Raw genomic sequence first — 17,610 nt, 5'->3', positions numbered from 1 at the left:
ATAAGTTGGGAAACCAGCTTATTTTTTTGTTTTTCTAGTCAAATAATGAGCAAGTATGATATAATGAAGACATCAATCTAGCCCATATAGGCTTTTTATTATGCCATTTTAGGGCACAAGGCTTGAAGGCTCGGCTATAAGACTTCTTGTATAAGTTGGTAACTGCCTAGAGTCTCTTATTTGAAGATAAACAATCATCTATCACGTTATTAAAAAAGGAGAAAATCATGTTAGATTCATTTGATAAGGGCTGGTTTGTGCTACAAACTTACTCAGGTTATGAAAACAAAGTAAAAGAAAATCTTTTACAACGTGCACAAACTTACAGTATGTTAGACAATATTCTACGTGTTGAAATCCCAACACAAACCGTTAATGTTGAAAAAAATGGTAAGACCAAAGAAATCGAAGAAAACCGTTTCCCTGGTTATGTCTTGGTGGAAATGGTGATGACTGACGAAGCATGGTTCGTTGTGCGTAACACCCCAAATGTTACTGGTTTCGTTGGGTCACACGGTAACCGTTCAAAACCAACCCCACTTTTAGAGGAAGAAATCCGCGCTATCCTCGTTTCTATGGGACAAACAGTTGACGTCTTTGATACCAACATCAAAGCTGGCGATGTGGTTCAAATCATCGACGGTGCCTTCATGGGTCAAGAGGGTCGTGTTATTGAAATTGATGGTAACAAGGTAAAACTCATGATTAATATGTTCGGTACTGAAACTCAGGCTGATCTTGAACTTTACCAAATTGCGGAGTTGGCATAAATAAGAAAATCATAAGACCAAGGACTCTGCAGATTTGTGGAGTCTTTTTGCTTAGTAAAGGAGATATAATGGATCATTTTAAAGCGATGTATTTGGAAGAAACTAACGGACAACTAGAGTTTGCTGCCCAAATGATTACCCTGGCTGACCTTGGCCAAGGCGATGTTGTCATCAAGGTAGCTTACACTTCCCTCAATTATAAGGATATGCTAGCTGTTCAGCCTAAAGGCGGCGTTATTCGTCACTATCCGATGGTTCCAGGGATTGACCTAGCAGGGACGGTGGTTTCCTCAGAAAGTAATGACTTTGTCAAAGGGCAAGAGGTTCTTGTAACAGGTTACGAAATGGGCATGTCTCATACAGGTGGCTTTGCTCAGTACGCACGTGTGCCTAAAGACTGGGTGGTTCCCCTACCAGAAAATTTATCCCTCAAGGATGTGATGATATACGGGACAGCTGGGTTGACTGCCATCTTATCAATTTTGGCTTTGGAAAATGCTGGTCTCTCTGAGAGAAAAGAAGCACGTGTTTTAGTCACAGGAGCTAGTGGCGGTGTGGGATCAGTTGCTATAGCACTATTAAAAGAGCGCGGCTACCACAATGTGACAGCCTTGATTCGCAAAGATTACCAAGAAGCTATTGTCAAAGACTTGGGAGCAGACCAAGTTATCCGACCAGAAGCTATCTTTATCAAAGAAAAACCGCTTCTGTTGAAAGAGCAGTACGATTATGTTCTAGATACCGTTGGTGGTGATGTCGCTAGTCATCTTATTCCACAAGTTGCTTATAATGGAGCTATGTCACTCTGTGGCAACGCAGCAGGTATTTCTTTGAATAGTAATGTCTTACCCTTTATTCTCAGGGGCGTTAATCTTTTAGGGATTGATTCTGTCCAAATCAGCCAAGACAAACGACTAGAAGCTTGGAAAGCCTTAGCTGATGCAAAAACTATCCTAGGAAAACTCAAAACAAATACTATTATCCTTGAAGACATTCCAGAAAGCCTCCAAGCCCTAAAAGAAGGTCGCCATGTAGGGAGAACAGTGGTAGAGGTTGATTATCCATAATTCATTTTCTTGTTATATCCTTTCCCTATACCCTCCTTTCAAAAATAACTATATTACCAATCTTTAGAATCATGGTACTATAGTTAGAACGACTATTTATGGTTGTTTTCATGAAAAAGGAAAATGAAGTGTAAGGAGATCTTATGGAGAATCATCATTTTGAACATGAGGGGCAGTATAAGCGAGAGATGACTAGTCGTCACTTGCAGATGCTTTCAATCGGAGGTGTGATTGGAACAGGACTCTTTTTGAGTTCGGGTTACACGATTGCACAAGCAGGACCATTTGGAGCTATTTTTTCTTATTTATTTGGTGGTATCATGGTTTATTTGGTTATGTTTTCCTTGGGAGAATTATCCGTAGCCATGCCAGTCACTGGGTCCTTTCATACCTATGCAACTAGATTTATTAGCCCTGGAACAGGCTTTATGGTGGCTTGGATGTATTGGCTGTGCTGGGTTGTTGCCCTAGCCTCGCAGTTTGTAGGTGCAGCTTTGTTAACTCAGCGTTGGTTTCCTGATGTGCCAGTCTGGATCTTTGCAACTATTTTTGCAGTTCTTGTCTTTGGTTTAAATATGTTAAGTGTCGGCTGGTTTGCTAAGGCAGAGACTTATTTTTCGAGTATCAAAGCTTATGCTATTTTAATTTTTATCATTCTAGGTTTGCTAGCTGTTTTTGGTATTTTACCATTTGAAGGGGCGACCTCAGCACCACTCTTTGCCAACATCAGTAAAGAAGGCTATCTACCAAATGGCGTTGTTGGCTTGATTTCAGTTATGTTGTCAGTTAACTATGCTTTTTCTGGGGTTGAGATGATTGGTATCGCTGCTGGTGAAACCGATAATCCTAAAGAAGCTGTTCCTCGTGCCATTAAATCAACGATTGGGATGCTAGTTGCCTTCTTTGTCTTGACCATGATTGTCTTGGCTTCTTTATTGCCCATGTCTGAGGCAGGTGTAACAGAAGCGCCATTTGTGTTAGTTTTGGACAAGATTGGCATTCCCTATGCGGCTGATATTATGAATGTCATTATCCTGTCAGCCATTTTATCGGCATCAACGTCAGGTCTCTATGCTTCAAGTCGTATGCTGTGGTCTTTGGCTAATGAAGGCATGATTAGTAAAAATGTAGTGCGTATCAACAAGAATGGTGTACCGATGAGGGCCATGTGGTTGTCCATGATTGGTGTCATTATCGCTCTGGTCGCTAGTATTTATACGGCAGATACCATTTTCCTAGCACTTGTATCGATTGCTGGTTTTGCTGTTGTCATCACTTGGTTATCGATTCCATTAGCACAAATCAATTTCCGCAAAGGCTTCTTGAAAGAGCACGATCTTTCAGAATTATCTTATAAGACACCTTATTCACCGCTTTTGCCTTGGATTACAATTGTCCTTTTGCTCGTGTCAGTCGTTGGTATTGCTTGGGATCCGTCACAGCGAGCTGGTCTATACTTTGGTGTTCCCTTTATGATTCTTTGTTACGGGTATCACCGTTGGAAATTTAAGAAATGGTAGGAAAAGTTATGGGAAAATTCAAACAATTGTTAGAGCACGAAAGACCGGCCATTTTACACGGTGCTCTTGGAACAGAATTAGAAGCCAGAGGTTATGATATTAGTGGTAACTTGTGGTCTGCAAAATTCTTATTAGATGGTTCAGAAGTTATTCAAACGATACATAGGGACTATGTCTTAGCAGGGGCAGATATTGTGACCACGTCAACCTATCAAGCCAGTCTTGCCAGTTTAGTTGATGTTGGTTTATCGGTTGATGAGGCGAAAACACTTATTGTGAAAAGTGTGTCTTTAGCAAAAGCTGCTAGAGAAGAAGCTTGGCAGGAACTGTCTCAAAATGAAAAGCAAGAACGTCATTATCCACTTATTTCAGGTGACGTTGGTCCTTACGCAGCTTATCTAGCAGATGGCTCGGAGTATACCGGTGAGTATGGGGAAGTTACCAAAGAGGCTTTAAAGGATTTTCATCGCCCTCGAATTGAACTCTTTGTGGCAGAAGAAGTGGATCTATTGGCTCTGGAAACCATGCCTAATAAACTGGAAATCAAAGCCTTAGCAGAATTATTAAGTGAAGAGTTTCCACGGTTAGAGGCTTACTTGAGTATAACCTCGCAGGATGGGAAGTTTTTGTCTGATGGAACACCATTAGAAGAAGTAGTGGAAATACTTGCAATTTGTCCGCAACTTTTAGCTGTTGGTGTGAATTGTAGCTCTCCAAGTGTATCTGAAAAAATTTTAGAGAGCTTATCAGACCTGACAGAACTACCGCTCCTGGCCTATCCAAATTCTGGAGAAATCTATGATGGAAGCACCCAGACATGGCATCAAGGTGAAGATGGAGAATTATCCGTTCCAGACTGTCAAGCTAAATGGAAAAACCAGTTCCCACACCTAAAGATAGTCGGAGGATGCTGCCGAACTAGACCAATGGATATTGCTCATATCAAAAAACAGATTGGAAAAATATAATCTTTGAAGAGGCTAGACATTTCTAGCCTCTTTGATATTTCTTGTTTAGGTTAGAGACGATGCAGGCTATGAATGTTGTAAGGATAGCGCTTTTCTAGCCTATTTATCTGAGATTTAAAGGTTCAAACTCAGACAAGAAAGATAGCAGAAATGATGTTCTACAAGGCATCAATTAGCCTTCTTTTATTTTTTGTGATTTATCATTATGAAGAAAATAGTTTCAAAAAAGAACTGACAATTTAATGTTTTGGTTTATTTTTGAAACTATTTTCTATTTTTGAGAAACTATTGAAATAAAACAATGTAAGCGCTATACTGGAATCATAGGAGCTCATATGACAGATTTAACTAAAAAAATAGGACCACTGATTGAATCGTACTTAGACTCAATGACAAGTACAGAAAAAGACATTGCTCATTTTTTTATGGATGAGCCTCAAGAGATAGACTTATCAGCGGTAGCTATTTGTCAAAAACTACATGTTTCAAAGGCTAGTTTGACTAGATTTGCTAAAAAATGTGGTTTTGCAGGTTATCGAGAATTCAGTTATTTTTACCAAAAATCTATGGCTGAAGAGGACGAGCAGAAGCAGTATTTGCTCAGAAAAGAAGTTACCAAACGTGTCATGGCTGATTATGACCAGTTACTACAGAAGACTTATTCGATTTTGGATGAAAATCAATTGACTAGAGTGACGAGTTTGATTGATCAGGCCAAACGGATTTATCTTTATGGTAAAGGTAGCTCTGCTCAAGCTATCAGAGAGATAAAGATGCGTTTCATGAGGCTGGGTCTTGTTTGTGATATTGTGACAGATAATGATGAGATGATCTGGTCAAGCCTTTTGACAGATGAGAACTGTCTTGTGATAGGAGCATCCATTTCTGGAAAAACAAAATCTGTTATCAAAGCTTTGGATAAGGCTAGAGAACGTGGTGCTAAAACGATTTTGATGACGACTCAAAAAGCCATTGAAGCAGATATCCCATGGGATGAACTGGTTCTTCTAGCTTCAACGGCTAATTTATCTTATGGAAATCGTATTTCACCACAGTTTCCATTGTTGCTTGTGTTTGATTGTCTCTTTGCTTATTATTTGGCTATTGATCATCAAGAGAAACAAGAGCGTTATCAGCAAACGATTATTGATAAGGAGGAATCTTAATGTCTAGAGAAGACATACTGGAAAAACTAAGGGGGGGTGTGATCATCTCTTGTCAAGCGTTGCCAGGAGAACCTATGTATTCTGAAAAAGGAGGTGTCATGCCTCTCTTTGCTAAAGCGGCTAAAGAAGCTGGCGCTGTGGGGATTCGTGCTAATAGTGTGCGTGATATTGTAGAGATACAAGAAGTTGTCGATTTACCTATTATCGGAATTATCAAGCAAGATTATGAAGGAGCAGATGCTTTTATCACACCGACCATGGCAGAAGTGGATGCTTTGGTTGAAACCGGTGTTGACATCATCGCTCTAGATGCGACTGTTTCCAGACGTCCTAAGGATGAGTCTTTGGAAGCATTCGTTAAAACGATAAAAAAAAGCTACCCTCAGCAATTACTGATGGCTGACTGTTCAACTTTAGAAGAAATGCTTACAGCAGAAAAGTTAGGATTTGACTTTATTGGGACGACTCTGGTTGGCTACACTGAACAAAGTAAGCATTTAGTGATTGACTCTAACGATTTTGAAATGATCAGACAAGCCAGAGAGAAGCTGAGCACTCCTATTATTGCGGAAGGAAATATTAGTACTCCTGAAAAGGTGAAGAGAGTCCTAGAACTTGGAGTGGATTGTGTAGTCGTCGGTTCAGCTATTACCAGACCCTTAGTTATAGCGAAACCATTTATTGAAGCGGCAAAAAGAAAATAAAGATAAAGAAAGAAGGAATTCATGATGACAAATTTAGATAAATACAAGGGTATTATTCCAGCATTTTATGCTTGTTATGGTGCTGATGGGGAGATTAGTACAGAGCGTGTAAAAGAACTTGTTCAGTATCATATAGATAAAGGTGTAAAAGGGATTTATGTCAATGGTTCTTCAGGTGAATGTATTTACCAGAGCGTAGAAGATCGTAAACTTATTATTGAAGCTGTTATGTCGGTGGCGAAAGGTAAGTTGACTGTTATTAATCATGTGGCTTGTAATAATACAAAAGACAGCATGGAACTAGCTAAACATTCAGAAGCTTTGGGAGTAGATGCAATTGCAGCCATCCCACCAATTTACTTTAAGCTTCCAGACTATTCGATTGCTCGCTATTGGAATGATATTAGCCAAGCAGCACCAAATACTGACTTTATTATTTATAATATTCCTCAGTTAGCAGGAGTTGCTTTAACAAGCAGTTTGTATGCGGAAATGCGTCAAAATCCACGCGTTATTGGTGTTAAAAATTCATCAATGCCAGTTCAGGATATTCAATTATTTGCAGCTGAAGCTGGTTCTGATTATATTGTTTTCAATGGTCCAGATGAGCAGTTTTTGGGCGGTCGCCTCATGGGAGCTGAGGGAGGTATTGGTGGAACTTATGGAGTCATGCCAGATCTCTTTTTGAAATTAGATGATTTGATTGCCTCAAAAGATTTGGAAACAGCTAAGAAGTTACAGTATGCTATCAATGATGTTATCTATAAGATGGTCTCAGGAAAAGCAAACCTATACGCTGTCATTAAAGAAGTTTTACGCCTTAATGAAAATCTTGATTTAGGATCAGTAAGACGCCCCTTAGAGCCACTTGCAGAAGGTGATATAGAGATTGCCAAAGAAGCAGCGCAACTGATCACAGAAGCACGTTCGACATTTATTAATTAGGAGCAGGAGAGCTATGGATAAAGTATCATTTGGAGCCTTAAACTGGTTCATGGTTATTTTCTATTTAGGCATTATGTTGTTAGTGGGGGCTTATTTCACCAAGAAATCTAGTCAGAGTACCGATGCTTTTTTCAAGGCGAATGGTAAAGTCCCTTCTTGGGCAGCAGGTTTAAGTGTTTATGCAACGACTTTAAGTTCTATTACTTTTATGGCTGTGCCAGAACGTTCTTTCTTAACGGATTGGTCTTATGCTGTAGGGACCTTAACTATCTTTTTAATCATTCCTTTAATGGCTAAATACTTCATTCCGTTTTTTAGAAGGCTACATGTTACGACGGCTTATGAATATTTAGAAGCGCGTTTTAGCACAACCTTACGTGCTATGAGTAGCTTTTTATTTGTGATTTATCATTTAGGTCGTATGGCAGTTGTTATCTATTTGCCAGTTCTGGCGATTACCTCTGTGACGGATATTAACCCTTTTCTCATTGCAGCTATTGTCGGTCTATTATGTGTGATTTATACCTTCTTAGGTGGTATTGAAGGGGTTATCTGGAGTGATGCGATTCAAGCAATCATTTTATTGGCAGGTGCTTTACTTGTTATAGTTGTTGGTTTGATGAAAGTTGATGGTGGGTTAGCAACCCTATTGACAGATACTGTTGAACACCAGAAATTTATTTCTGTAAATAATAATTTTAATATGGCTAATTTGGCAAGCTTTATTCCTCTTATTTTTATTGGTCAATTTGCTAACACCTTATATCAATATGCAGGAAGTCAAGATGTAGTCCAGCGCTTTTTGACAACTAAATCAACAAAAGAAGCGGTACAGTCATTGTGGACCTCTGGCTGGTTATCTTTATCTGCTATCCCACTATTTTTTGGAATGGGTACTGTTCTCTACAGTTTTTATACTCATACAGGTCAACTACCAGAAGATTTTAACACCAGTGCTATCGTACCATACTTTATTGTGACACAACTACCGGCAGGTCTTGCAGGCTTGGTTATTGCTGCTATCTTTGCTGCAGCTCAATCAACGATTTCATCTAGTCTTAATGCGATTTCGTCATGTTTTGTCGTTGACTTTAAACAGCGTTTTTTCAATAACCATTTGAAATCAATGTCAGATGTGTGGTTAGCACGTTGGGTGATTATTATTGCTGGAACAATTAGTACACTGATTACTCTTTACTTTATTGCAGGAAATTCTTCATCAACATGGGATATTTTCCTAGCGGTTTCAGGAATGTTTGGCGTACCAGTTGTTGGTCTCTTCGTCCTCGGTATATTTACGACAAAGGCTAATGCTAAAGGCGCACTTTTTGGTTTTGTAAGCAGTATTTTGATTAGTTTCATAGCTAATAATGCTAAGGTATCGGCACTTCTTGTGGCAGTCTTAGCACTTGTAGCAACAGTTGTTTTCGGCTACTTGTTTAGTTTACTCTTTAAAGGTAACAATCAGCTTACCAATTTGACGATTCATACTTTATCAGATGATTTAACAGAGGACTAAAAGAGGGTGACCTATGAAAGATACAATGACTTTAGACGCGATGCAGACTTACAAGGGGAGGCAAGAGGTACCAGAAGACTTCGATGCATTTTGGGAAAAGAATATTGCCTCATTACCAGAAACGATTTTTCACGTCGTTGAAGAAAAGGATTTTAATACTCCAAATATCCGATGCATTGACTTATATTTTAATGGGACGAACAAGGGTAATGTTTACGCACGCTGTGTTTTTCCAAAAGTAGACCAAAAAGTTCCTGTGATTTTTCATTTTCACGGTTACATGGGACAAAATCCAGACTGGTCGGTTTTGTTCTCATATGCAGCTCTAGGATATGGTGTTGTGGCTATGGATGTTCGTGGACAATCAGGTCGTTCTTTAGATAACGCCACTTTCAACGGGAATACTGTTAAAGGTCAAATCATAAGAGGGATGGTAGATGGTCCAGATCATCTCTTTTATAAGGATGTCTATCTAGATGTCTATAGTTTAATTGAGATTGTTTCAGAATTTGAAAAGGTAGATGAGAATCGTCTATTCAGCTATGGAGGATCACAAGGAGGAGCCTTAGCTTTAGTCGCTGCTGCTTTAAATCCAAAGATACAAAAGTGTGTGACTGTGTATCCGTTTTTAGGTGATTTTAAAAGGATCCTTGAGCTAGGTAATCATAGCGAAGCTTATGATGAATTATTCCGATATTTTAAGTTTCATGATCCATTTCATCAGACAGAAGAGGATATTTTGAATACCTTATCTTATATTGATATTAAGAATTTTAGCCATTTAATTAACTGTCCTGTAAAATTTGTGACCTGTTTAGATGACAATGTCTGTTTCCCATCTACTCAGTATGCCATTTATAATCGATTGACAACTGAAAAAGAGCATTTATTATTACCAGAGTATGGTCATGATGCCGTTAATGTTCAGTTGAACGATACAATTTTTAATTGGTTGACAGGTTCAGAAATAACCTTTGAGTTCTAAAAGAGGAGAAAAAATATGGAAGTTTATCCATCCATTGATCATGCAAAAAAACATGTTTTATTAGATTTAATAAAACCAATCTTAGCGGATTTAGATCTTCTAAACCTTGAAACAGGTATGCATCCTGTCAATGATGACCTTTATTTTAACGTGATTCAGTATGAGTCAACTACCGAGGATAAGCGTGTCTGGGAGAGTCATCGTCGAGAGTATGATGTGCATTATATTATTTCTGGAGAAGAGCGCATTTATCATAATTTCCTAGATCAGATGAGTTTGGGCAACTATGATACAGAAAGTGATTGGCAGGAGATGACAGGGGAAAAAGCTAGTGAGCTGGTTTTGTTACCTGGGAATGTGCTCATTTTTGATAAAGAAGATGCTCATAAAACAGGTTTGAAAGTTACGGATTCTGTAATGATAAAGAAAATCGTGTTTAAAATTGCCATGTAAAGTTTTTGGATTGATGAAAGGAGAAAGGCATGCGATTACTAGGCATTGATATTGGTGGTACTAGTATCAAAAGTGATGTCTATGATGAAAAGGGCTCTTCGCAACAAGAGTTTAGAGAAATTCCGACTCCTGTTGATCTTCAAAAAGGTAGCAATCAAATCATTGATAGTCTTTTGCGATTAATTACTGGCTATCTTGATTCAGGTCATACCCTAGATGGCATTGGGATATCAAGTGCTGGAGTTATTGATTCAGTAAAGGGAGAAGTGGTTTACGCAGGACCAACGATTCCTGATTATAAAGGGACTGCTCTAAAACAAGTGGTAGAAGAGACATTTAACCTGCCTTGTGCTGTTGATAATGATGTTAATTGTGCTGCCTTAGGAGAAGCTTGGTTGGGTGCAGGTCAATCTACCTCTAGTTTTATTTGCTTAACTGTTGGTACAGGGATTGGTGGAGCAATTGTTTTAAATGACTCAGTTTGGAGAGGTTTTGCCCACTCAGCTGGTGAGGTAGGTTATCTACCTATTGATCAGGATGTCTGGCAAAATAAAGCCTCTACAACAGCTATGGTTAAGGAATATTGCCAGAGGAAAAATCTGACAAGAGCTACAGGAAAAGCCATTTTTGAAGCTTATGACCAAGATGATGAAGACGCTAAGGCTGTGATTGCCCAATTTGTGGATTATTTTGTAAAAGGACTATTACCAATTTTATATGTTATTAATCCTGAAAAAGTATTAATTGGAGGCGGTATTTTAGCTAGATCAGATATTTTAATCCCTCAGTTACAAGAGCGATTAGAAAATAGATTACAAGCATCTCAGTTTCTACCCAGATCCCTTGAGAGTACTCAGTTGGGAAATGAAGCAGGACGACTAGGAGCAGTCTATCATTTGTTAAAGACGTGTTTTTAAACTAAGTAAGTATAGTAGGTTGATAGGTGTTGCTCATACAATCTTGGATAGATATGAAAATCTAATGGTACAAAGGCATGAAATCACCGATTTCTGCCTTTTTTCTTGTGCTATTCCGTGCTATAATAAGACTACTATACTATTTTGATGGAGAAACAAACATGGCTTTCTACAATCACAAGGAAATTGAACCCAAATGGCAAGGTTTTTGGGCTAAAAATCACACTTTTAAAACAGGAACAGATGCGTCAAAACCTAAATTTTACGCACTTGATATGTTCCCTTACCCATCAGGTGCTGGTTTGCACGTCGGACACCCTGAAGGCTACACAGCGACAGATATTCTTAGTCGTTTCAAACGTGCGCAAGGCTATAATGTTCTTCACCCAATGGGTTGGGATGCTTTTGGTTTGCCTGCGGAGCAGTACGCTATGGATACTGGTAATGACCCTGCAGAATTTACTGCGGAAAATATCGCCAACTTCAAACGTCAAATCAATGCGCTAGGATTCTCCTACGACTGGGATCGTGAAATCAACACAACTGACCCTAACTACTACAAATGGACACAGTGGATTTTTACGAAATTATATGAAAAAGGATTGGCCTATGAAGCTGAAGTGCCTGTAAACTGGGTTGAGGAATTAGGAACAGCCATCGCCAACGAAGAAGTCCTTCCTGACGGAACATCTGAACGTGGTGGTTATCCTGTTATCCGCAAACCAATGCGCCAATGGATGCTTAAAATCACAGCCTACGCAGAGCGCCTCTTGGAAGATTTGGAAGAAGTGGATTGGCCAGAGTCAATCAAGGACATGCAACGCAACTGGATTGGTAAATCAACAGGTGCTCATGTGACTTTCAAAATCAAAGATACAGATAAAGACTTTACAGTCTTCACTACTCGTCCGGACACGCTTTTTGGGACTACTTATGCGGTTATGGCGCCTGAGCATGACTTGGTAGATATCATCACATCACCAGAACAAGCAGAAGCTATCGCAGCATACAAACGTGCTGCCAGCCTCAAGTCTGACTTGGCACGTACGGATTTAGCCAAAGAAAAAACAGGTGTCTTCACAGGTGCCTATGCTATTAACCCTGTCAATGGCAAAGAAATGCCAATCTGGATTTCGGATTATGTTCTTGCTAGCTACGGAACAGGTGCTATTATGGCGGTGCCTGCCCATGACGAACGTGACTGGGAATTTGCCAAACAATTTGGTTTAGATATTATTCCTGTCTTGGAAGGTGGTAATGTTGAAGAAGCTGCCTACACTGAAGATGGACTTCACATCAACTCAGGCTTTGTTGATGGTCTTAATAAAGAAGAAGCAATTGACAAGATGGTTGATTTCCTAGAAGAAAATGGCTTCGGTAAAAAACAAGTCAACTACCGTCTTCGTGACTGGCTCTTTAGTCGTCAACGCTATTGGGGTGAGCCAATTCCAATCATTCATTGGGAAGATGGCACATCAACAGCCGTTCCAGAGAGCGACTTGCCACTTGTCCTTCCTGTGACCAAGGACATTCGTCCATCAGGAACTGGGGAATCACCACTAGCTAATATCACAGACTGGCTTGAAGTCACTCGTGAAGATGGGGTTAAAGGTCGCCGTGAGACCAATACCATGCCACAATGGGCTGGGTCTAGCTGGTACTACCTTCGCTACATTGACCCACATAATGATGAGAAGTTAGCTGATGAGGATCTCCTCAAACAGTGGTTACCAGTTGATATCTATATCGGTGGGGCTGAGCATGCCGTTCTTCACTTGCTATATGCGCGTTTCTGGCACAAGGTGCTCTATGATTTGGGTGTGGTACCGACCAAAGAACCTTTCCAAAAACTTTTCAACCAAGGCATGATTTTGGGTACAAGCTACCGAGATAGTCGTGGGGCACTTGTTGCGACAGACAAGGTTGAAAAACGTGACGGTTCATTCTTCAACATCGAAACCGGTGAAGAGCTTGAGCAAGCACCTGCTAAAATGTCTAAATCCCTCAAAAATGTGGTGAATCCTGATGATGTGGTGGAGCAGTACGGGGCTGATACCCTTCGTGTCTATGAGATGTTCATGGGGCCACTAGATGCCTCTATCGCCTGGTCTGAAGAAGGTCTTGAAGGGGCTCGTAAGTTCCTTGACCGCGTTTACCGCCTCATTACGACTAAAGAGATTTCCGAGGAAAATAGCGGAGCATTGGACAAGGTCTACCATGAAACTGTCAAAGCCGTGACAGAACAAGTCGAAGAGCTCAAATTCAATACGGCTATTGCGCAGCTCATGATCTTTGTCAACGCAGCCAATAAAGAAGACAAACTCTTTGTTGATTATGCCAAAGGATTCGTACAGTTGATTGCCCCATTCGCACCACACTTGGGTGAAGAATTGTGGCAAGGCTTGACCGCATCAGGGGAGTCTATCTCATATGTGTCATGGCCAACATGGGACGACAGCAAACTTGTGGAAAATGAAATCGAAATCGTTGTCCAAATCAAAGGCAAAGTCCGTGCTAAATTGATCGTTCCAAAAGACGCTAGCCGCGAAGAACTGGAAGCTCTCGCTATGGCAGACGAGAAGATCCAAGCTGAAATTGCAGGCAAAGAGATTATTAAGGTGATTGCGGTACCAAATAAATTGGTCAATATCGTTGTAAGATAAACGTGATGTTTGATTATAAGGAAAAGTTCCAAAATATAAAGTGAACAATTATCATTAGAAATAAGCTTACTCACAAGAGTAAGCTTATTTGAATTGACAGAAAGAGCGGTGTACTTGCCAAAAGTTTTCAGCACAGTGGAAATTCTTGGTGATTTTGTAAAAGTTTCCAGTATACTGCAAAAACTTTTTGATTTCGATTTAATTTTTAGTATACTGTAAAAATTCCTTGTTTTTGATAAAATTTCTAGCATACTTTAAAAAATGATGTTTTTAATATTTTTTTGTAGTATACTAAAAGAAGTGAAAGAAGGAATACGGTATGATTAGAAGAGAATACTACATTAAGCAGGCTGAAAAATTAATTGATACTGAATTCATTAAAGTGATTACAGGTGTTAGAAGATCAGGGAAATCTTTTTTATTGAAGATGATTTTTCAAATATTACGTGATCGTAAGGTCTCTGCTGAAAACATTATGTATATTAATTTTGAACATCCTGATTATTTTAAATATGATACTCATGAGAAGCTATATGACTACATCAAAGAGACCATTTCAACCGATGGGAAATGCTACTTTCTTTTTGATGAGATTCAAGAAGTGAGTGAGTGGCAAAAATTAATCAATGGTCTTCGTGTTGCTTATGATTGTGATATTTTTATAACGGGTTCCAATGCCTCACTTTTATCAGGAGAGTTAGCAACCTATCTTACTGGAAGATACCTTGAATTAAAAATGTACACCTTATCTTTTAGAGAGTATTTAACTTTTAAAGCCTTAGATGACTTTGAGGGACAACGCTATATTCAAGACTATCTTACTTTTGGGGGATTTCCATCGGTAGTTTTACAGAAAGATGATACCTTGAAAAAAGATGTTTTATCGGGAATATATAATAGTATTTTATACAGAGATGTTACAAAGAGAGCGGTTGTTAAAGAACCTGAAATTTTAAATCGTGTGGCTACCTATCTTTTAGATAATGTGGGACAGTTGGTCTCTACTAATAAAATTGCGAACACCATTCGTTCAACGGGTCGAAAAGTTAGTAACGCGACGATTGAATCCTATATCCAGTTACTAGAAGACTCCTTCTTATTTTATAAAGCCAGTCGATACGATATTAGAGGAAAAGAGTTATTAAAAAGCCAAGCTAAATATTATACGGTTGATTTAGGTTTAATCACCTCTCAATTGCATAAACCAATGGCAAATAGGGGAACAAAGGTTGAAAATTTAGTTTTCCTTGAATTAAAACGTAGAGGTTATGGCGTCTTTGTAGGAAAGTATGATACTAAAGAAATTGACTTTGTTGCTAGTAAGTATGATGAGGTCTTATATATTCAGGTGACGGATCGTTTACCTGAACATTCAACAAGAGAAACGGACAATTTATTACATTTGCCTACTGGACATAAAAAAATCGTTATCACCAATTCTTGGGATGATGTTGGACAGATAGATGGTGTCGACATTATACATTTAACAGACTTTTTACTAGAAGGAGTTTAACATGGCTAGAGCGTTGACGATTCCACAATTGCGAAAGAAAATTCGCGAGTTAGATGATAAAGAACTTGAGAATCTTTTAGTACATTTATACAAAAATAGTATTGAAGCAGAACAGTTCATTAATCTAACTATTTTAGGGGAAGTCAGAGACCAGGAGTTGTTAGAGAAATACCGCAAAAAACTTTATAAGGCTTTCTATGCTGAAAGTGGATTAGGGATGGATTTTAAGCTAGCCAAGACTATCTTAAAGGAGTACAAACGAGTTTCCAAATCGCCAACTAGTTATGGGGAATTGTGCTTGTATTTTGTTGACTACGCCACAGCTTATACGGATCACTTTGGTGATATGTGGGTTGAATTTTATGACACGACTGCTCGTCGATTTGATGAGGGTATTACAATGTTATTGGAGCATCCTGAGCTATTGGAACAATACCGGCAACAAGTTGAAGATTGTTTTGAGCGTAGTTTAGGTATGGGATATGGTTTTGAGGAAATGATGGCTGATAGTTATTACCAACTAGAGCTTGACGATGGTAAATAAACCTTGCCATAGCTTGTAACTATATGCTACTCTAGTAATTGCCAAATAGCTAAATGACACCAGTTGTGTTAAAATAGAAAAAAATTTGAATAGACTTATTTTGAAATCAATAAACAGCTTTCTTTCAGTGTTTTCTTTGAGTAATGTGAGTTTTGGAAATCAGATAATGACTAGCGAAAAATACCTATCATTTTATGTTGTAGGTGCTAGGGTAGATGAGGTCTAACAGAAGAGACCAGCGCTCACAATGGAAAAATTACTATAAACAGCTAACTTTTTGTGAAGGAGTTTCCGCTTCTCATTTGAAGGCAATAGCCTCTCTAACCTGAAGTGCTTGGTTCTATAATAGTTTTCTGTTATGGTATGCTAGCCACATAAGGGGCGCTAGAAAGAGTAGTCGTTTCTGAACAAGTCCAATATAAAATCAGTGACTTAATGAAGTCACTTGAAAGGGAAATTATGTCGAATAAACTCTTGGTTTTACAGTCAGATTTTGGCTTGGTTGATGGTGCGGTGTCTGCTATGATTGGGGTTGCTCTTCAAGAAGATCTAAGTCTTGGTGTTCATCATTTGACTCATGATATCACACCTTATAATACGTTTGAAGCTAGCTATCGCCTCTTTCAGACTATTGAATATTGGCCAGAAGGCACGACTTTTGTCTCTGTTGTTGACCCAGGTGTTGGCTCATCACGCAAGAGCGTGGTAGCTCTAACTGAGCAAAATCAGTATATTGTCACGCCTGATAATGGGACCTTGTCGCACATCAAACGCCATATTGGTATTAAGGCAGTTCGTGAAATTTCTGAGGTGGAAAATCGCCGTCAAAACACGGAGCATTCTTATACCTTCCATGGTCGTGATGTTTATGCCTATACCGGTGCCAAGTTGGCTTCGGGTCATATTTCTTTTGAAGAAGTTGGACCTGAACTCTCAGTTGATCAGATTTTAGAAGTGGCAGAAGTGGAAACGCAACTATCCGAAACACAGATTTCAGGTGCTATTGACATTCTTGATGTTCGTTTTGGTTCCTTGTGGACGTCGATTAGCCGTGAGGAGTTTCAACATTTGTCGCCAAGTTTTGGTGATCGATTTGAAGTGACGATTTCCCACCATGACCTTTTGATTTATCAAAATCAGGTTACCTATGGCAAATCCTTTGCTGATGTGGGACTAGGTCAGCCGATTTTATACATCAATTCACTCTATCGTGTCGGACTAGCCATTAACCAAGGATCCTTCGCTAAAGCCTATAATGTCGGCGTTGGATCAAGTTGGCGCATTAGCATTAAACAGATTAAGTAAAAGGATTTAAAAGATTATGAAAAACAATTCTATTAAAACGGTCGTTGCTACAGGTATCGGCGCAGCTCTATTTGTGATTATTGGGATTTTGGTCAATATTCCAACAGCCATTCCTAATACCAGTATCCAGTTACAGTATGCTGTTCTAGCTTTGTTTGCTGTGATTTATGGTCCAACAGTTGGTTTCTTCTCAGGCTTTATCGGACACGCGCTTAAGGATGCTCTTCAATACGGGTCTCCTTGGTGGACATGGGTCTTGGTGTCAGGTCTTGTTGGTCTTGTTATTGGTTTAATTAGCCGTAAAATTGACATCAATAAGGGCTATATCACTGCCAAAGACTATGTTATTTTTAATGTGACACAAGTGGTTATCAATGTTTTAGGTTGGGGCTTGATTGCACCTTATGCAGATGTTATTATTTATAGTGAACCATCCAATAAAGTATATGCTCAGGGCTTTTTATCAGCCTTGGTTAATATCTTTACCATTGGGATTGGTGGCAGCTTGCTTTTGGCTTTGTACGCTAAAACGCGTACGAAAAAAGGAAGTTTGACTAAAGATTAGGAGTCA

16 protein-coding genes are annotated in these 17,610 nt (G+C 39.1%); all 16 read left to right on the top strand.

From position 1 onward, the window contains the following. Window positions 1–227: 227 nt before the first annotated feature. The 16 genes from nusG (at window position 228) to ACMZ6U_RS02735 (ending at window position 17,604) form a co-directional block, all read left to right on the top strand. Window positions 228–770 carry a transcription termination/antitermination protein NusG gene (nusG, locus tag ACMZ6U_RS02810; protein WP_416106122.1) on the top strand — a complete coding sequence of 181 codons (543 nt, stop codon included), beginning with the start codon at window positions 228–230 and terminating at the stop codon, window positions 768–770. Window positions 771–838: 68 nt separating this feature from the next. Next, a complete protein-coding gene (locus ACMZ6U_RS02805) occupies window positions 839–1,837 on the top strand; it encodes an acryloyl-CoA reductase (RefSeq protein WP_416106121.1) in 999 nt (332 codons plus the stop codon). 143 nt (window positions 1,838–1,980) lie between these two features. Next, window positions 1,981–3,357, top strand: coding sequence for an amino acid permease (locus ACMZ6U_RS02800; protein WP_416106120.1), 1,377 nt, complete (start codon window positions 1,981–1,983; stop codon window positions 3,355–3,357). Between the two features lie 8 nt (window positions 3,358–3,365). Further along, entirely contained in the window at window positions 3,366–4,325 is a 960-nt protein-coding gene (mmuM, locus tag ACMZ6U_RS02795) for a homocysteine S-methyltransferase (RefSeq protein ID WP_416106119.1), read from the top strand. A 335-nt stretch (window positions 4,326–4,660) separates the two neighbouring features. After that, window positions 4,661–5,491, top strand: a complete 831-nt coding sequence (locus ACMZ6U_RS02790) for a MurR/RpiR family transcriptional regulator (RefSeq protein WP_416106118.1) — start codon at window positions 4,661–4,663, stop codon at window positions 5,489–5,491. Next, the gene (locus tag ACMZ6U_RS02785; RefSeq protein ID WP_416106117.1) at window positions 5,491–6,195 is read left to right on the top strand and encodes an N-acetylmannosamine-6-phosphate 2-epimerase; all 705 of its coding nucleotides are present in this window, start codon (window positions 5,491–5,493) and stop codon (window positions 6,193–6,195) included. The genes ACMZ6U_RS02790 and ACMZ6U_RS02785 overlap by 1 nt, the downstream gene beginning before the upstream one ends. A 24-nt stretch (window positions 6,196–6,219) precedes the next feature. Further along, window positions 6,220–7,140: a dihydrodipicolinate synthase family protein gene (locus tag ACMZ6U_RS02780; protein WP_416106123.1), complete on the top strand. Its 921-nt coding sequence runs from the start codon at window positions 6,220–6,222 to the stop codon at window positions 7,138–7,140. 13 nt (window positions 7,141–7,153) lie between these two features. After that, on the top strand, window positions 7,154–8,659 hold the full coding sequence (locus ACMZ6U_RS02775; protein WP_416106116.1) for a sodium:solute symporter: 1,506 nt from the start codon (window positions 7,154–7,156) through the stop codon (window positions 8,657–8,659). A gap of 13 nt (window positions 8,660–8,672) precedes the next feature. Then, window positions 8,673–9,644 (top strand): acetylxylan esterase, encoded by a 972-nt coding sequence (locus ACMZ6U_RS02770; RefSeq protein ID WP_416106115.1) that lies wholly within the window; start codon window positions 8,673–8,675, stop codon window positions 9,642–9,644. A gap of 15 nt (window positions 9,645–9,659) precedes the next feature. Beyond that, complete coding sequence (locus tag ACMZ6U_RS02765; protein ID WP_416106114.1) at window positions 9,660–10,097, top strand: YhcH/YjgK/YiaL family protein; 438 nt, start codon at window positions 9,660–9,662, stop codon at window positions 10,095–10,097. 29 nt (window positions 10,098–10,126) lie between these two features. Beyond that, complete coding sequence (locus ACMZ6U_RS02760) at window positions 10,127–11,014, top strand: ROK family protein (RefSeq protein ID WP_416106113.1); 888 nt, start codon at window positions 10,127–10,129, stop codon at window positions 11,012–11,014. A gap of 161 nt (window positions 11,015–11,175) precedes the next feature. Then, window positions 11,176–13,677: a leucine--tRNA ligase gene (gene leuS, locus ACMZ6U_RS02755; RefSeq protein WP_416106112.1), complete on the top strand. Its 2,502-nt coding sequence runs from the start codon at window positions 11,176–11,178 to the stop codon at window positions 13,675–13,677. Window positions 13,678–13,996: 319 nt separating this feature from the next. After that, window positions 13,997–15,190 carry an ATP-binding protein gene (locus ACMZ6U_RS02750; RefSeq protein WP_416106111.1) on the top strand — a complete coding sequence of 398 codons (1,194 nt, stop codon included), beginning with the start codon at window positions 13,997–13,999 and terminating at the stop codon, window positions 15,188–15,190. A gap of 1 nt (window position 15,191) precedes the next feature. Next, on the top strand, window positions 15,192–15,734 hold the full coding sequence (locus ACMZ6U_RS02745; RefSeq protein WP_416106110.1) for a hypothetical protein: 543 nt from the start codon (window positions 15,192–15,194) through the stop codon (window positions 15,732–15,734). Window positions 15,735–16,193: 459 nt separating this feature from the next. Beyond that, on the top strand, window positions 16,194–17,039 hold the full coding sequence (locus tag ACMZ6U_RS02740) for an SAM hydrolase/SAM-dependent halogenase family protein (RefSeq protein WP_416106109.1): 846 nt from the start codon (window positions 16,194–16,196) through the stop codon (window positions 17,037–17,039). A 16-nt stretch (window positions 17,040–17,055) separates the two neighbouring features. Then, entirely contained in the window at window positions 17,056–17,604 is a 549-nt protein-coding gene (locus ACMZ6U_RS02735; protein ID WP_416106108.1) for an ECF-type riboflavin transporter substrate-binding protein, read from the top strand. Window positions 17,605–17,610: the final 6 nt, after the last annotated feature.

It is taken from the genome of Streptococcus pluranimalium (assembly GCF_047785745.1).
In the GTDB taxonomy this organism is placed as follows: domain Bacteria; phylum Bacillota; class Bacilli; order Lactobacillales; family Streptococcaceae; genus Streptococcus; species Streptococcus pluranimalium_B.
The sequence above is the reverse complement of the archived record's forward strand: the minus strand, read 5'-3'. Positions and strand labels throughout refer to the sequence as shown.

Bases quoted from the DNA above. Each gene is read 5' to 3' on its own strand.
- ACMZ6U_RS02775 (WP_416106116.1), top strand. From the start codon at position 7,154: ATGGATAAAGTATCATTTGGAGCCTTAAACTGGTTCATGGTTATTTTC.
- ACMZ6U_RS02790 (WP_416106118.1), top strand. From the start codon at position 4,661: ATGACAGATTTAACTAAAAAAATAGGACCACTGATTGAATCGTACTTA.
- ACMZ6U_RS02735 (WP_416106108.1), top strand. From the start codon at position 17,056: ATGAAAAACAATTCTATTAAAACGGTCGTTGCTACAGGTATCGGCGCA.
- nusG (WP_416106122.1), top strand. From the start codon at position 228: ATGTTAGATTCATTTGATAAGGGCTGGTTTGTGCTACAAACTTACTCA.
- ACMZ6U_RS02740 (WP_416106109.1), top strand. From the start codon at position 16,194: ATGTCGAATAAACTCTTGGTTTTACAGTCAGATTTTGGCTTGGTTGAT.
- ACMZ6U_RS02750 (WP_416106111.1), top strand. From the start codon at position 13,997: ATGATTAGAAGAGAATACTACATTAAGCAGGCTGAAAAATTAATTGAT.
- ACMZ6U_RS02780 (WP_416106123.1), top strand. From the start codon at position 6,220: ATGACAAATTTAGATAAATACAAGGGTATTATTCCAGCATTTTATGCT.
- leuS (WP_416106112.1), top strand. From the start codon at position 11,176: ATGGCTTTCTACAATCACAAGGAAATTGAACCCAAATGGCAAGGTTTT.
- mmuM (WP_416106119.1), top strand. From the start codon at position 3,366: ATGGGAAAATTCAAACAATTGTTAGAGCACGAAAGACCGGCCATTTTA.
- ACMZ6U_RS02785 (WP_416106117.1), top strand. From the start codon at position 5,491: ATGTCTAGAGAAGACATACTGGAAAAACTAAGGGGGGGTGTGATCATC.
- ACMZ6U_RS02760 (WP_416106113.1), top strand. From the start codon at position 10,127: ATGCGATTACTAGGCATTGATATTGGTGGTACTAGTATCAAAAGTGAT.
- ACMZ6U_RS02745 (WP_416106110.1), top strand. From the start codon at position 15,192: ATGGCTAGAGCGTTGACGATTCCACAATTGCGAAAGAAAATTCGCGAG.
- ACMZ6U_RS02765 (WP_416106114.1), top strand. From the start codon at position 9,660: ATGGAAGTTTATCCATCCATTGATCATGCAAAAAAACATGTTTTATTA.
- ACMZ6U_RS02800 (WP_416106120.1), top strand. From the start codon at position 1,981: ATGGAGAATCATCATTTTGAACATGAGGGGCAGTATAAGCGAGAGATG.
- ACMZ6U_RS02805 (WP_416106121.1), top strand. From the start codon at position 839: ATGGATCATTTTAAAGCGATGTATTTGGAAGAAACTAACGGACAACTA.
- ACMZ6U_RS02770 (WP_416106115.1), top strand. From the start codon at position 8,673: ATGAAAGATACAATGACTTTAGACGCGATGCAGACTTACAAGGGGAGG.